This is a genomic window from Solirubrobacter deserti, assembly GCF_027587175.1.
Taxonomy (GTDB): Bacteria; Actinomycetota; Thermoleophilia; order Solirubrobacterales; family Solirubrobacteraceae; genus Solirubrobacter; species Solirubrobacter deserti.
The window spans coordinates 35,776-48,562 of record NZ_JAPCID010000011.1 but is presented as its reverse complement, the minus strand read 5'-3'; the positions used below and the strand labels follow the sequence as shown (position 1 = coordinate 48,562).

The window sequence follows — 12,787 nt, the reverse complement described above, 5'->3', positions numbered from 1 at the left end:
GTCGGACGCCTTCCTACGTGGGCAAGGACGAGCCCGCGAAGCCGAAGAACCAGACCGCGAACACGACCAGCGCGAGCGCGACCGACACGATCATCACCGTGTCGAGCACCCCGCCGCGTGCGGTTGACGTGCGCTCGGCGCGCATCGAGCGCAGCCACGACGCGCGGTGACGCCCCCGCTCGCGGCCCGTCAGCCGGCTGTGCAGGCGGTCCAGCCAGCCGAGCAGCTTGGCCACGATCGCCATCCCGATCGGTAGGCCGACCAGGATCAGCAGGTACGGGCCGGCGCTCGGCCGTGAGGAGTCGGCGAGCTGCGCGGCGGCGTAGATCAACCCCAGCGGGACCCCGATCCACATCACGATCGAACCGGCCGCCATCAGCAGCACGAGCAGCAGCGCGGGCGGCGAGTACGGTGAGCGCAGCATCCCCGGGCATTCATGTTCCCGGAATCCGTTGCGACAATCGTCACGTGTACCGCGAGCTCGCTCCCCCGCCCGACCTGGCCGCCTCGGTCGCGTGCGTGTGGTCGAGCGTCTCGCGCGGCGGCGTGATCCTGCCCGACGGCTGCGTCGACGTCGTCTGGCGTGGGGACCGGCTGATCGTCGCGGGCCCGGCGACCGCGGCGGTCGCGGCCGGCGTGCCGCTCGGCGTGCCGGTGTTCGGCGTGCGTTTCCGGCTGGGCGCGGCCGGCGCGGCGCTCGGGTTGCCCGCGGTGGAGCTGGCCGACGCCGCCGTGGACGCCGAGGAGGTGTTCGGCCGCGGCGCGTCCGAGCGCGTGGCCGCGGGCGGGATGCCGGCGCTGCTGGAGCTGGTGCGCGCGCGGCTGCGGCCCGTGGACCCACTGGACCGCGCGGCGGCGCTGGCGATGGCGCGCCCCGAGACGCGGGTGGCGAGCCTGGCGCCCGAGCTGGGCGTGAGCGAGCGCCAGCTGCGGCGCCGCTTCCTGGACGCGGTCGGCTACGGACCGAAGACGCTCGGCCGCATTCTTCGCTTCCAGCACTTCCTGGAGCTCTCGGGGCGCGGCAGCGATCTCGCTCGGCTCGCGCTCGACGCGGGCTACGCCGACCAGGCGCATCTGACGCGCGAGGCCAAGCGGCTCTCCGGGCGCACGCCCGCCGAGCTGATCGCCTCGGGAGCCGGCGCGGCGGGCGAACGTGTCCGTTCCGTTCAAGCGGTCGGTGCGCCCGGCGCGTACCGTCCGGCGGGATGATCGACCGAGCCGAGCAGTACATCTGGAAGACCGCCCGCGTGCTCGAGCAGCGGCGGTTCGAGGCCGTGTTCAAGGACGGCGACCCCGCGGCGGTCAAGGCCGCGCTGGAGCCCTACAAAACCGCGGACGGCGGCTACGGCTACGCGCTGGAGCCCGATGGGCGCGGCCCGACGAGCCAGCCGCCGCACATCTGGACCGCGCTGGACACGCTGGAGGACGTCGACGCCACCGACCCGCGCGTGCCCGACCACCTCCAGGCGATCACCGCGCCGGACGGCGGCGTGCCGGTCGCGACGCCGAACATGGCCGAGTGGCCGGTCGCGCCGTGGTGGGCGATCGGCACCGAGGGCTCGCTGCTGGCGACCGCCCTGCTGTTCGCGCCGCTGTCCAAGCACGTCGCGCACCCGTGGCTCAACCGCGCGGAGACGTTCCTGTGGGACGCGGTCGACGCGATCGAGACCACGCACCCGTACGAGGTCGAAGCCGCGGTCACGTTCCTGGACGCCGCTTCGGACCGCCCGCGCGCCGAGGCCGCCGCGCAGCGCCTCGGGCAGCTCGTCCGCGAGCAGAACCTCGTCGGCGCGCAGCCCGAGGGCTACGGCGAGGGCGAGATCCACCACCCGCACGACTTCGCCAAGCGCGCCGACAGCCTCGCGCGGCAGTGGTTCTCCGACGAGGAGCTCAACGCCTCCCTTGACCATCTCGAGTCGCGCCAGGCCGAGCACGGCGGCTGGGACATCACGTGGCCCGTGTGGACGCCCGCGATCGCGATCGAGTGGAGCGGGCTGATGACGATCGGAGCGCTCCAGACGCTCCGATCGTACGGACGCGTCTGACCCTCCTGGCGGCGGGAGTTTCGCCCCTGGGCGAACACTCCCCGCTGAGGCGAGCCCGCAGGGCGAGCCTTAGCCCGCGACCCGCTCCAACACTTCGGCGGGAACGTCGAAGTTCGCGTGGATCTCGTCGGTGTCGTCGAGGTCCTCGAGGGTGTCGATCAGCTTCATGAGCTTGGTCGCGCCCTCCTCGTCGAGCGGCACGGTGGTCTTCGGCCGGTACTGCACCGAGAACTCGGTGACCTCGATGTCGGCCTCGGTCAGCGCCGTGCGCACCGCGGTCAGGTCCGACGGCTCGCAGATGACCTCGAAGACGTCCTCGTCCATGACGATGTCCTCGGCGCCGGCGTCCACCGCGGGCATCAGGTCGTCCTCCGAGTAGCGCTGGCCGTCGACCAGGCAGACGCCCTTCTTGTCGAACAGGTACGCGACCGAGCCGGGCTCGCCGAGGCTGCCGCCGTGCTTGCCGAACGCGTGGCGGACCTCCGCGCTGGTGCGGTTGCGGTTGTCCGTGAGCGCTTCGACGAGCAGCGCCACGCCGCCGGGGCCGTAGCCCTCGTACATGACGGCGTCGTAGGACTCGGTGTCCGCGCCCGCGCCGGTGCCCTTGGCGATCGCTCGCTCGATGTTGTCCTTGGGCATCGAGGCGGCCTTCGCCTTCTGCACGGCCAAGCCGAGGGCCGGGTTGCCGTCGACGTCGCCGCCGCCCTCCTTCGCCGCGACGGTGATCGCCCGCGCGAGCTTGGTGAAGAGCTTGCCGCGACGCGAGTCGACGATCGCCTTCTTGTGCTTGATCCCCGCCCACTTGGAATGACCGGCCATGCGTCGGATTCTAGAAGAGGCAAACAAAGTCCGACACGGCCTGGAGAGCCGTGCGTCATCACGGTCGACACGCCGGTGACCCAGGGGCTGACACGCGCCCCGCACAGACCGCACCGGCGGCTCTAACACGACCAAGGAAGTGCTCCCCATGCCGGCTGCCCCAGCCGGTCGCGTCCCGCTGCACGCTCGCGGCGGGACCGATCGCCCCTGCGCAAGTACGCGCCGCGGATTCGTCCTCGGCGGCTCCGCCCTGCTCGCCTCGCTGCTGCTGCCGACGATGTCGCGGACCCCGAAGGCGGATGCTGCACCCGTGACCACCGGCCTCGACGACGCCGCCTACTGGGCCCACGCCGACCGCCTCCAGCTCGCGCTCGACGCCAAGTGGCGCAACGGCGCCTACCAGCCCGCGATGTCGATGCTCAATGCGAACATGCTGCTCACGCACGCGGCCGCGGCGCTCGTCGGGCACACCGGCCCGGCCCGCCAGGACGAGCGCGCCCGCGCGCTGGTCGAGCACCTGTGCAACGGCCCGTCCTGGGCGAGACAGCCCGCGAGCGGCAAGCAGGGCCACGTGCCCGGGTGGCGCGGCGAGCTGGCCGGCGGGGGCATCCAGCACCTCGTGGTGGACACCGAGATCGCGTGGGCGCTCTCGTATGCGTGGCGCGCGCGGGACGTGCTCGGCGTGGACGGCGACCTGATCGCCAACCGGATCATCAGCACCGCCACCGGTGACTTCTGGCGCTGGCCCGCGCTGCGGCTGAACCAGATCAACTGGTACGCGCGCATGTACGTTGCCGCGGGCGTCGTCGGCGGCGACCGCGAGGACCTGCACGACCAGCTGCTCAAGCAGCTGCGCCGGTTCGTCGACGGCGCGAAGAAGCCGATGAGCGGCGCGAAGATCGCGAACCTCGGCCCGTCCTACCGCTTCCACTACCTGCCGGGCTGGCCCGAGCACCACAAGTACAACCTCGACAGCGCCGAATACGCGAACATCGTCTGCGGCGTGCTGGTCCCGTACGCGGTCGCGCGCGAGGCGGGGATGCAGCCGCTGGACTCCACCCGCAGCGCGGTCATCCGCAACTGGTCCGAGCGCGTGATGTGCGGCTACTGGACGCACGCGGGCTACCTGAACTGGGACACCGGCCTCGGCTTCAAGCGCTGGCACCAGGGCAAGAAGCTCGGGCTCTCCCAGGCGGCGCTGCTCGGCATGGCCGTCGCGCCCGAGCTCGCCCGCAACGGCAACTGGGCCAAGCACATGCTCGACCGCTCGTTCGAGCTGTTCGACCGCTGGACCGAGCGCGCGGGCGGCGTTCCGCCGGCGAACGCGTTCGGCGTGCCGTCGATCGACGGCAACGAGAGCTCCGCCGTGCTGGCGGCCGCGCGCGTGCAGTCCAACGTCGCGCAGGCCGCGCTGCTCGGCCTCGGCAGCAAGCCGTCGGAGGAGCCGCCGCCGCTGTACGCCTACGACCCGGACGTCGGCCGCCTCGCGGTGACGACGCCGCACTACAACACCGCGGTCGTCGGCGTGAACCGCCAGGCCTTCCCGTACGGCGGGATCGAGCTCGCGCGCCTGTTCGACGGCCGTCAGGAGGTGGCCGGCGGCGTCGGTGGGCGCCCGCCCGCGGCGTTCGGCGTGGTCGTGCGCGAGGCCTCGGGCACGATCATCGCCGCCTCCCAGCGCTCCTACCAGGACGACTCGCCGCTGGACCTGCTCGCCCCCAAGCTCACCAACCCCCCGCACGCCGGGCCGTTCACGAGCCTGCGCGTGCGCGGGAAGGTCGAGCGCAACGGCATCACGATCACCACCACGCACCGCTTCGCCGCCTCCTACATCGAGACGGCCTGGGACGTCGACGGCGCGAGCGGCAAGCGGGTCGAGGTCGTGTTCCCGAGCTGGGGCTCGAAGGCCACGGTCTCGGCCGTGGACCGGTCGGGCGCGCGGCGGGCGGTGACCGGCACGCTGTCGCTCGACGACATCGAGTGGTTCCACATCGAGAGCGAGCACTCGGGCTACGTCGTCGTGATCCGCAGCGGCGCGACCAAGGCGACGGCCAGCACCCGGGCCGTGGCCGCGCAGTCCTCGGCGCCGAACCCGGGGCCGACGCTCGCGGTGCGCGCGAGCGGCTCCTCGATCGTGGCCCGCGTCGCCCCCGCGCCCACCGCGGCGCAGGCGGAATCGATCGCGGCGAGGCTGGTGTGACGGGACACGCACATAAAGAGGGACTGTCCCTCTTTAAGTTCGCTGGCGCCGATTTGACCGCGGGGAGCGACCTCGGCGGGTCGCTTCCGCCGATGTTTCCTAAAGAGGGACTGTCCCTCTTTAGGAAACGCGCGGGTGGGTCGGGCGGGGCGGCCGGGCGGGCCGCCCCGCTCACCTCACGGCGTGGCGACCGCGGTCGGGACGGCGGTCTCGACCGGAGCGGGCGTCGCGGTCGCGACCGGCGTGGGCACGGCGGTCTCGACCGGCGCCGGCGTGGCGGTCGCCACCGGGGTCGGCACGGGTGTCTCGACCGGCGCGGGAGCGACCCGCTGCACCGGCGTGGGCTCGGCCGTGCGCACCGGCTTGGGCATCGGCGTCGCGGTCGGGACCGGACGGGCGGGCGCGGGCAGGCCCTTGGGCGGAGCGGGACGCGGGACGCGCAGGATCGTCGTCGCCCGTTGCAGCTCCACCAGCGCGCGCGAGCGGGCACGAGAGCCCCTCGGCGAGATCATGAACTTGCGCGCGCGGCGGAAGACCTCGGCGCGCTCGGCCGGCGTCGGGTTCGAGCGCAGGAACGCGCGCATGAGCATCGAGTAGTGGCGCTGCTCGTCGAAGCGCGCGGGAACGGCCACGGCACGCCGCGGGCGCGGCTTGCGCTTGGGTTCGGCCTTCGCCTTGGGCGTCGTGGCGGGCGCGGACGACGGCGTGCGGGTCGCGACCGGCGCGGCGGGCGCCGGGGGCACCGGACGCGCGGGCGCGTCGTCGGCGCTGCGCGCCGGGCGCCGCTTGGGCTCGGCCGCGTCGACGTCCTCGGGCGAGAGCATCGCGAGCTGCGCCGCCGGGTCCTCGGCCGCATGGTGCTTGACCACGGGGACGGTCACGGCGCCGCCGCCGACCACGATCGCGCAGCACGCGCCGACCGCGACCTTCTGAACGGTCGCGACGCTGCCGCCGCCGAGCAGCTGCGCCACGATCCCCCACGGGCTCCAGGCCGCGAGCCGGCGCAGCCGCGACGGCCGCTCGCGCAGCGACGCCTGGTGCGCGCGGCACTCGCCGCACGTCCACAGGTGGCGGCGGGCGATCTCGCTCGCGCGCACGCCGCTGGCCGCGGCAGAGTCCAGCGCGTCCTGGACCGACAGGCAGGACGTCTCACGCGCCTGCGCGGTCTGGCGCAGGTTCGCGCGGGCTCGGGCGAGCAAGGAGCGCGTGGTGTCCACGGTCGTGTCCAGACGGACGGCGACCTCCTCGTGCGACAGGCCATCCAACGCGCTCATCACGAGCACGGACTTCTGCCGGTCGGGCAGCCGGTGGATGTCGCCGAGCAGGGCACGGGCCTCCGTGCGGTCGACCAGGACCTCGGGGAGCTGCTCGCCCGTCGACGGCAGCGTCTCGAGCTCCACGTCGCCGGCCGCCGCGCGCACCCGCGCGCGCCGGAGCTCGTCCAGGCAGGCGTTACGCACGAGCCGCAGCAGCCAGGCGCGCGGTTCGATCGGGACGACGCCGCCGCGCAGGGCGGCGTCGGCGCGCAGGTAGACGTCCTGCAGGATGTCCTCGGGGTCGTGGCCTGACCCGCGCAGCAAGCGCCGCGCCTGCCGTGCCAGCACGGGGCGATGACGCTCGAACTCGGCGGCGAACGTGTCCTCGTGGGCGGGCAGGGGATCCTCCTGGGTGGCTCGGGGCGGGCGGGTGGTCGACCGGGTAGACGCACCGGTCCGGATGACGTGTCGCCTTTTCTTATTCGATTCTTTGAAAGCTGTGACGGGGGCTAGCCGTACCCTCATCCGAACCATGGATCGCGCGCAGCGAGCGGCGCGGGCCGCGGCCTACGAGCGCGCGCGGCCCGAGATCGTCGATCACGTCCCCACGAGCGCCCGCCGTGTTTTGGACCTCGGATGCGCCACCGGCACCACCGGCGCCGCGCTCAAGCAGCGCCAGGCCGCGCACGTGACCGGCATCGAGATCGAGCCCGAGTACGCCCGCGAGGCCGCGTCCCGGCTGGACGCCGTGATCGAGGGCGACGTCGCGACCGCCACCGTGAACGGGCCGTTCGACGCGCTGATCGCCGCCGACATCCTCGAGCACCTCGTCGATCCGTGGGCCACGCTGCGGCGCTACGCCGAGCTGCTCGAGCCGGGCGCGACCGTCGTCGTCAGCCTCCCGAACGTCAATCACTGGAGCACGTTCGCTCATCTCGCCCGCGGCCGCTGGCCCCGCCGGCCCGAGGGGATCTTCGACGCCACGCACCTGCGCTGGTTCACCCGCCGGGACGCGCTCGACCTGGTGCGCCAGGCCGGCTTGCAGCCGCACACCGTCGTGCGCCGCCGCTGGCTGCTCACGCGCGGGAGCCGGCTGGATCGGCTGGCGCCGCCGATCACGCCCTTCACCTTCCAACACGTCATAGTCGCCACCCGGTGATCCATCAGCTCCCGATCCCCACGCCGTTCCGGGTCGGCGACGTCAACGCGTACCTGATCGAGGACGACCCGCTCACGCTCGTCGACGTGGGCCCCGGCTCCGCCCGCTCGCTCGCAGCGCTGGAGGCGGGGCTGGCGCGCCTCGGCCGGCGCGTGCAGGAGCTCGAGCGGATCGTGATCACCCACCAGCACGCCGACCACCTCGGCCTGGTCGACGTGCTCGCCGAGCGCTCCGGCGCCGCCGTCTGCGCGCTCGACGCGCTCGTCCCGATCCTGGAGGACTTCGAGGGCTATGCCGAGCGCAACGACACGTTCGCGCAGGCACTGCTGCGCCGCCACGGCGTACCGGACGAGGTCGTGATCACGCTCGGCGCGGTCACGCGCGGGTACCGCGCATGGGGCGCGAGCGCGCCGGTGGGCGAGGTGCTGCGCGACGGCGGGCAGCTGGGCTTCGCGGGCCGCGCGTTCACCGTCCACCACCGACCGGGCCACTCCCCCACGGACACGACCTTCCTGGATCCGGCGTCGGGCGACCTGCTCGCCGGCGACCATCTGCTGCGGCACATCTCCTCCAACCCGCTGATCGCGCTGCCGCCGACGGCCGGGCCCGAGGCCGAGCGCCCGCACACCCTGGCGACCTACATGGGCTCGCTGCGGCAGACGCGCGAGCAACCGGTCGGGACGGTGTTCCCGGGCCACGGGGCGACGTTCACGGGCCACGCGACGCTGATCGAGGAGCGCTTCGCGATGCACGAGCGGCGCGCGCGCAAGTTCGCGGCGCTGATCGCCCAGGCGCCGCGAACCGCGCACGAGATCGCGTTCGAGACCTGGGGCAAGCCCGCGTTCACGCAGGCGCTGCTCACGCTCAGCGAGGTCCTCGGGCACGTGGACCTGCTGATCGAGCGCGGTGACGTGATCGAAACCGAGCACGCCGGCGTCGTTCGCTTCACTACGACCTAGTGGACGAGCTGGAGGTCATCCTCGTCGCGCTGCTGCTGGCGGTCTCGCTGCTGGCCGCGGCCGCGCGCGCGATCAACGTGCCGTACCCGATCATGCTGGTGATCGGTGGCGCGCTGCTGGGCTTCGCCGGGCTTGAGGAGATCGAGCTCGACCCGGACCTGGTCCTGCTGCTGTTCCTGCCGCCGCTGCTCTACAGCGGCGCGTTCTTCGCCAACCTGCGCGAGCTGCGGACCGCGGTGCGGCCGATCTCGCTGCTGGCGATCGGGCTGGTGCTGTTGACGATGGTCGCCGTCGCGGCCACCGCGCACGCGCTGATTGACGGCATCTCGTGGCCGGCGGCGTTCGTGCTGGGCGCGATCGTCGGGCCGACGGATCCGGTCGCCGCGACCGCGATCGCGCGCCGGCTCGGCGTCCCGCGCCGGATCGTGACCGTCCTGGAGGGCGAGGCGCTGGTCAACGACGCCACGGCGCTGGTCGCCTACCGGATCGCGATCGCGGCCACGACCAGCGCGGTCGCGTTCTCGTTCCTCGACGCGGCCTGGGACTTCGCGTGGAAGGCCGCGGGCGGGATCGCGATCGGGCTCGTGGTGGGGTTCGTGATCGCCCAGGTCCGCCAGCGGCTCAACGACCCGCTGATCGAGAACACGATCGGGCTGCTGAGCCCGTACGCCGCCTACGTCCCCGCCGAGCTGCTGCACGTCTCGGCCGTGCTGGCCGCGGTCACCGTCGGCTGCTACGTCGGCTGGATGGCGCCCCGGATCGCCTCCCCCGCGACCCGCCTGATGGGGTTCGGGATGTGGGAGCTGCTGCAGTTCATCCTCAACGCCTTCCTGTTCATCCTGATCGGGCTGCAGCTGCCGTCGATCCTGGAGGCGCTGGAGGACACGTCACCGCTCACGCTGCTCGGCTGGGCGGTCGCCGTGAGCGCCGCGGTCGTGTTCGTCCGGCTGCTGTGGAGCTGGTTCACCGTGTTCCCGATCCGCTGGCTGGACCGCCGCGCGGTCATGCGCACCCGGCCCCGGACGCGCTGGCAGGAGCGCAGCATCATCGGTTGGGCGGGCATGCGCGGCGCGGTCTCGCTCGCGGCGGCGCTCGCGCTCCCCGTCGACTTCCCGTTCCGCGACGAGATCGTGTTCCTGACGTTCGCGGTCATCTTCGTCACGCTGGTGCTGCAGGGGCTGACGCTGCCGCCGCTGATCCGGATGCTCGGCGTGCTCGACGACGGCTCCGAGGAGGAGCGCGAGGAGCTGACCGCGCGCCTCTACGCCACGCAGGCGGCGCTCGTCCGGCTCGAGGAGCTCGGCGGCGAGGAGTGGACGCGCGACGACACGATCGAGCGCATGCGCGGCGCGTACGAGTACCGGCGCCGGCGGCTGAAGGCGCGGGCGGGCAAGATCGAGGACGACGAGGGCTTCGAGGACCGCTCGACGCAGTACCAGACGATCGTGCGTTCGGTGCTCGAGGCCCAGCGCGCGGAGATCGTGCGGCTGCGGAACGAGGGCACGATCTCCAATGACGTCATGCACCGGATCGAGCGTGAGCTCGACCTGGAGGACGAACGCCTAGAAATCTAAGCGGGGCGCGCGAAGTCGGCCGGCTCGATCAGCCCGTGTCGCAGCGCGCCGATCATGGTCTCGACCTGCTGGACCATGTGCTCGCGGTCGATCTTGGCCAGCGCGCGGTGGATCAGGTCGGCGCGACGGTCGAGCTCGACGTCGAAGCGCTCAGCGACGGTGTTGGTCACCGTGACCTCACGCCACACGTGGCATTCGCCGCAGCGCAGGCGCATCCACCACGCCTCAGGCGTGACGGGCTCCCACTCGACGGGGTTGACGTAGTCCTTGCCGCAGGCGGCGCAGTGATGGAGCTCGTCCTCGTGCGGGCGGGGAGAACGCTTCAGGGCGCGGGAGAGCCAGTTGGAGTCGGGGGAGGAGGAGGGCATCGCAATCTCAGTATCGGCAGCGGGGAGTCGGTTCTCCAGGGGGACAAACCGAACTTATGTTTAGAGGTAGCCGATGTTGGTGAGGTGCGTCACGCTCCGGACCGCGGCAGCCATTCCAACATGGCGCGCGCGGCGTCTTCCCCCTCCCGTACCGCGTAGTTCGTGCCGCGATCCTCGGGGAAGATCTGGGTCGTGTTGGCCAGCACCAGGCCTCGGCGCGGCGTCTTCATCGGCGGGATCTTGTCCCGGTAGCCGACGGTGACGATCGGCTGCGCGGCCGGCTCGCGGTGCGACCAGATCTGCTTGACCCACGCCCGCTCGAAGGCGGGGTTGATCGCCTTCAGCCCGGGCGTGTAGCGCGCCAGCAGCGCTTCGGGGTCGAGGTCGAGCAGCTCGTGCCCGCGCGGCAGGTAGTTGGCCACGTACAGGAAGCGGCGGCCGTCGTAGCGCTCGGCGCCCATCAGGTTCGTGTGCTCGATCAGGCCGACGAACGGCAGCGTCTCGTCGCCGATGTTGGTCCAGTAGTAGGGCGAGAACTGGCGGTCGATCTCCAGCAGCAGGCAGAGCGCGGTGAAGTACTCGATGCTGCGGGCGCGGGCGAGGTAGGCCTCGGGCAGCACGCCCGGCTCGAGCACCTGCTCGAAGACGTCGCTGGGCAGCGTGGCCAGGACCGCGTCGTAGCGCTCGGGCTCGATCGTGTCGAACGCGCGGGGATCGTGCCCGCGCCGGAAGGAGTTGGGCGCACCCGGGGTGACCGTGAAGTCGGCGGACAGGCGCGCGATCGGGCGGTCGATCAGCACGCGCCCTCCCCCGGCCTGGATCCGTTCCTGCAGCGCGTGGAAGAGCGGCTCCCACGAGCGCTTCGGGTAGCCGAGCTTCTCCTCGGCGGCGTCGTCGCCACGCCGCAGCCGGAACTTGTTCTGCAGCCAGACCATCGCGATGTCGTCGGCGCGCTCGCCGAACTTGCCGCGCAGCAGCGGACCCCACAGCACGCGGTAGGCGTCCTTGCCCATGTAGCGCTCGATCCACGCGCGGGCGGTGACGCGCTCGAACGGGCCGGGCGCGCCGGGGCCGCGCTGGATCGCCAGCACCGCCGCGCCGAGCCGGACGCGGGCCAGCGGCGGCAGCGGCTTGAAGCGCAGCAGGTCCATCGGAGTCACGAACGGCCATTGCCGGCCGTCGGCGAAGTAGGCGACCGAGCTGGAGAGCCACTCCAGCTCGTCCGGCATCCCGAGCTCGTCGTAGAGCGCCGCGATGTGGCGGTCCGTGCTGAACAGGTGGTGGTAGTAGCGCTCGAGCCGGTGCCCGCCGCCGACGTCGATCGTCGCCGCCTGGCCGCCCAGCCCGGGCCAGCGCTCGTACACGTCCACCGTATGGCCGGCCTGCGTCAGGCGCAGCCCGGCGGTGAGGCCGGCGACGCCGGCCCCCAGCACCGCGATTCTCACCGGCTCGGTTCCTCCACGTTGATGCGTTCGCCGACCACGTACAGCGGCCGGTGCTTGACCTCGTCGTAGATCCGCCCGATGTACTCGCCGATGATGCCGAGCGTGATCAGCTGGATGCCGCCGAGCAGCAGCACGATGATGATCGTGGTCGGCACGCCGCGCTCGAAGATGTTCGCGTAGCGCGCGACGACGGTCAGCGGGATCGCCAGGAAGGCGACGAGGCTGAAGAAGAAGCCGAGGAACGTCGCCCATTGCAACGGCGTCGACGAGAAGCTCGTGATCGCGTCGAAGCTGAAGCGCAGCATCTTGCGCAGCGGGTACTTGGTGACGCCCGCGTGGCGCTCCTGGCGCACGAACGGCACCGCGATCTGGCTGAAGCCGATCCACACCGTCATCCCGCGCAGGAAGCGGTTGCGCTCGGGCATCGACAGCAGCGCGTCCAGCGCGCGCCGGTCCATCAACCGGAAGTCGCCGGACTCCACGGCCAGGTCGAGCCCGGTGAGGCGCCGGAACGTCCGGTAGAAGCCGCGCGCGGTGACGCGCTTGAACGCCGTCTCCCCCAGCCGCTGCTCGCGCACCGCGTAGACGACGTCGATCCCCGCGCGCCACTGGTCGAGCATCTGCGGGATCACCTCCGGCGGGTCCTGGAGGTCGCCGTCGAGCATCACGATCGCGTCTCCGCGCGCGTGCTCGAGCCCGGCTGTGAGCGCCGGCTGGTGGCCGAAGTTGCGCGCGAGCGAGACGACCTTCACGCGCGGGTCGCGCGCCGCGGCAGCGGCCATCGCGTCCCGCGTGCCGTCCTTGGAGCCGTCGTTGACGAGGATCAGCTCGTAGTTGAGGTCACCCAGGGCGGCCGCGACCCGGTCCGTGAACGGGTCGACCGTGTCCTGCTCCTCGTACATCGGCGCCACCACGCTCAGCAGCTCCGGCTCGCGTTTCATGCGCGCCAGGGTACTGTCGGC

At 72.4% G+C, this 12,787-nt stretch carries 12 protein-coding genes; 6 read left to right on the top strand and 6 right to left on the bottom strand.

Annotated features, from left to right (window positions below):
* Positions 1-13: 13 nt before the first annotated feature.
* A complete protein-coding gene (locus OJ962_RS09490) occupies positions 14-424 on the bottom strand; it encodes a hypothetical protein (protein ID WP_202952999.1) in 411 nt (136 codons plus the stop codon).
* Between the two features lie 44 nt (positions 425-468).
* On the opposite strand from OJ962_RS09490, the gene OJ962_RS09485 reads away from it, so the two are divergent.
* Both OJ962_RS09485 and OJ962_RS09480 read left to right on the top strand, forming a co-directional pair.
* Positions 469-1,209 (top strand): helix-turn-helix domain-containing protein, encoded by a 741-nt coding sequence (locus tag OJ962_RS09485; protein ID WP_202953000.1) that lies wholly within the window; start codon positions 469-471, stop codon positions 1,207-1,209.
* The gene (locus OJ962_RS09480; protein WP_202953001.1) at positions 1,206-2,045 is read left to right on the top strand and encodes a hypothetical protein; all 840 of its coding nucleotides are present in this window, start codon (positions 1,206-1,208) and stop codon (positions 2,043-2,045) included. The genes OJ962_RS09485 and OJ962_RS09480 overlap by 4 nt, the downstream gene beginning before the upstream one ends.
* A gap of 69 nt (positions 2,046-2,114) precedes the next feature.
* Here OJ962_RS09480 and OJ962_RS09475 read toward each other — a convergent pair whose 3' ends face one another.
* Positions 2,115-2,864, bottom strand: coding sequence for a YebC/PmpR family DNA-binding transcriptional regulator (locus OJ962_RS09475; protein ID WP_202953002.1), 750 nt, complete (start codon positions 2,862-2,864; stop codon positions 2,115-2,117).
* Between the two features lie 148 nt (positions 2,865-3,012).
* Here OJ962_RS09475 and OJ962_RS09470 point away from each other — a divergent pair, with 148 nt between their 5' ends.
* On the top strand, positions 3,013-5,064 hold the full coding sequence (locus tag OJ962_RS09470) for a hypothetical protein (protein ID WP_202953003.1): 2,052 nt from the start codon (positions 3,013-3,015) through the stop codon (positions 5,062-5,064).
* Positions 5,065-5,240: 176 nt separating this feature from the next.
* On the opposite strand, the gene OJ962_RS09465 is transcribed toward OJ962_RS09470, so the two are convergent.
* Positions 5,241-6,845 carry a sigma-70 family RNA polymerase sigma factor gene (locus OJ962_RS09465; RefSeq protein WP_255525659.1) on the bottom strand — a complete coding sequence of 535 codons (1,605 nt, stop codon included), beginning with the start codon at positions 6,843-6,845 and terminating at the stop codon, positions 5,241-5,243.
* A 7-nt stretch (positions 6,846-6,852) separates the two neighbouring features.
* Between OJ962_RS09465 and OJ962_RS09460 the strand changes: the two genes are divergently transcribed.
* Genes OJ962_RS09460 through OJ962_RS09450 form a run of 3 tightly spaced genes read left to right on the top strand, consistent with a single transcriptional unit; the run spans position 6,853 to position 10,012 of the window.
* Positions 6,853-7,479, top strand: a complete 627-nt coding sequence (locus OJ962_RS09460) for a class I SAM-dependent methyltransferase (RefSeq protein WP_202953005.1) — start codon at positions 6,853-6,855, stop codon at positions 7,477-7,479.
* The gene (locus OJ962_RS09455; RefSeq protein ID WP_202953006.1) at positions 7,476-8,438 is read left to right on the top strand and encodes an MBL fold metallo-hydrolase; all 963 of its coding nucleotides are present in this window, start codon (positions 7,476-7,478) and stop codon (positions 8,436-8,438) included. The genes OJ962_RS09460 and OJ962_RS09455 overlap by 4 nt, the downstream gene beginning before the upstream one ends.
* Positions 8,438-10,012 carry a Na+/H+ antiporter gene (locus tag OJ962_RS09450; protein ID WP_202953007.1) on the top strand — a complete coding sequence of 525 codons (1,575 nt, stop codon included), beginning with the start codon at positions 8,438-8,440 and terminating at the stop codon, positions 10,010-10,012. The genes OJ962_RS09455 and OJ962_RS09450 overlap by 1 nt, the downstream gene beginning before the upstream one ends.
* Here the strand turns inward: OJ962_RS09450 and OJ962_RS09445 are convergent.
* The 3 genes from OJ962_RS09445 to OJ962_RS09435 all read right to left on the bottom strand — a co-directional run bounded on the left by OJ962_RS09445 (position 10,009) and on the right by OJ962_RS09435 (position 12,766).
* Positions 10,009-10,380 (bottom strand): hypothetical protein, encoded by a 372-nt coding sequence (locus OJ962_RS09445; protein ID WP_202953008.1) that lies wholly within the window; start codon positions 10,378-10,380, stop codon positions 10,009-10,011. The genes OJ962_RS09450 and OJ962_RS09445 overlap by 4 nt on opposite strands.
* An 89-nt stretch (positions 10,381-10,469) precedes the next feature.
* Positions 10,470-11,825 carry an NAD(P)/FAD-dependent oxidoreductase gene (locus tag OJ962_RS09440; protein WP_202953009.1) on the bottom strand — a complete coding sequence of 452 codons (1,356 nt, stop codon included), beginning with the start codon at positions 11,823-11,825 and terminating at the stop codon, positions 10,470-10,472.
* Positions 11,822-12,766, bottom strand: coding sequence for a glycosyltransferase family 2 protein (locus tag OJ962_RS09435; RefSeq protein ID WP_202953010.1), 945 nt, complete (start codon positions 12,764-12,766; stop codon positions 11,822-11,824). The genes OJ962_RS09440 and OJ962_RS09435 overlap by 4 nt, the downstream gene beginning before the upstream one ends.
* Between the last annotated feature and the right edge of the window lie 21 nt (positions 12,767-12,787).

Bases quoted from the DNA above. Each gene is read 5' to 3' on its own strand.
- OJ962_RS09475 (WP_202953002.1), bottom strand. From the start codon at position 2,864: ATGGCCGGTCATTCCAAGTGGGCGGGGATCAAGCACAAGAAGGCGATC.
- OJ962_RS09445 (WP_202953008.1), bottom strand. From the start codon at position 10,380: ATGCCCTCCTCCTCCCCCGACTCCAACTGGCTCTCCCGCGCCCTGAAG.
- OJ962_RS09435 (WP_202953010.1), bottom strand. From the start codon at position 12,766: ATGAAACGCGAGCCGGAGCTGCTGAGCGTGGTGGCGCCGATGTACGAG.
- OJ962_RS09480 (WP_202953001.1), top strand. From the start codon at position 1,206: ATGATCGACCGAGCCGAGCAGTACATCTGGAAGACCGCCCGCGTGCTC.
- OJ962_RS09470 (WP_202953003.1), top strand. From the start codon at position 3,013: ATGCCGGCTGCCCCAGCCGGTCGCGTCCCGCTGCACGCTCGCGGCGGG.
- OJ962_RS09490 (WP_202952999.1), bottom strand. From the start codon at position 424: ATGCTGCGCTCACCGTACTCGCCGCCCGCGCTGCTGCTCGTGCTGCTG.
- OJ962_RS09460 (WP_202953005.1), top strand. From the start codon at position 6,853: ATGGATCGCGCGCAGCGAGCGGCGCGGGCCGCGGCCTACGAGCGCGCG.
- OJ962_RS09465 (WP_255525659.1), bottom strand. From the start codon at position 6,845: ATGAGGGTACGGCTAGCCCCCGTCACAGCTTTCAAAGAATCGAATAAG.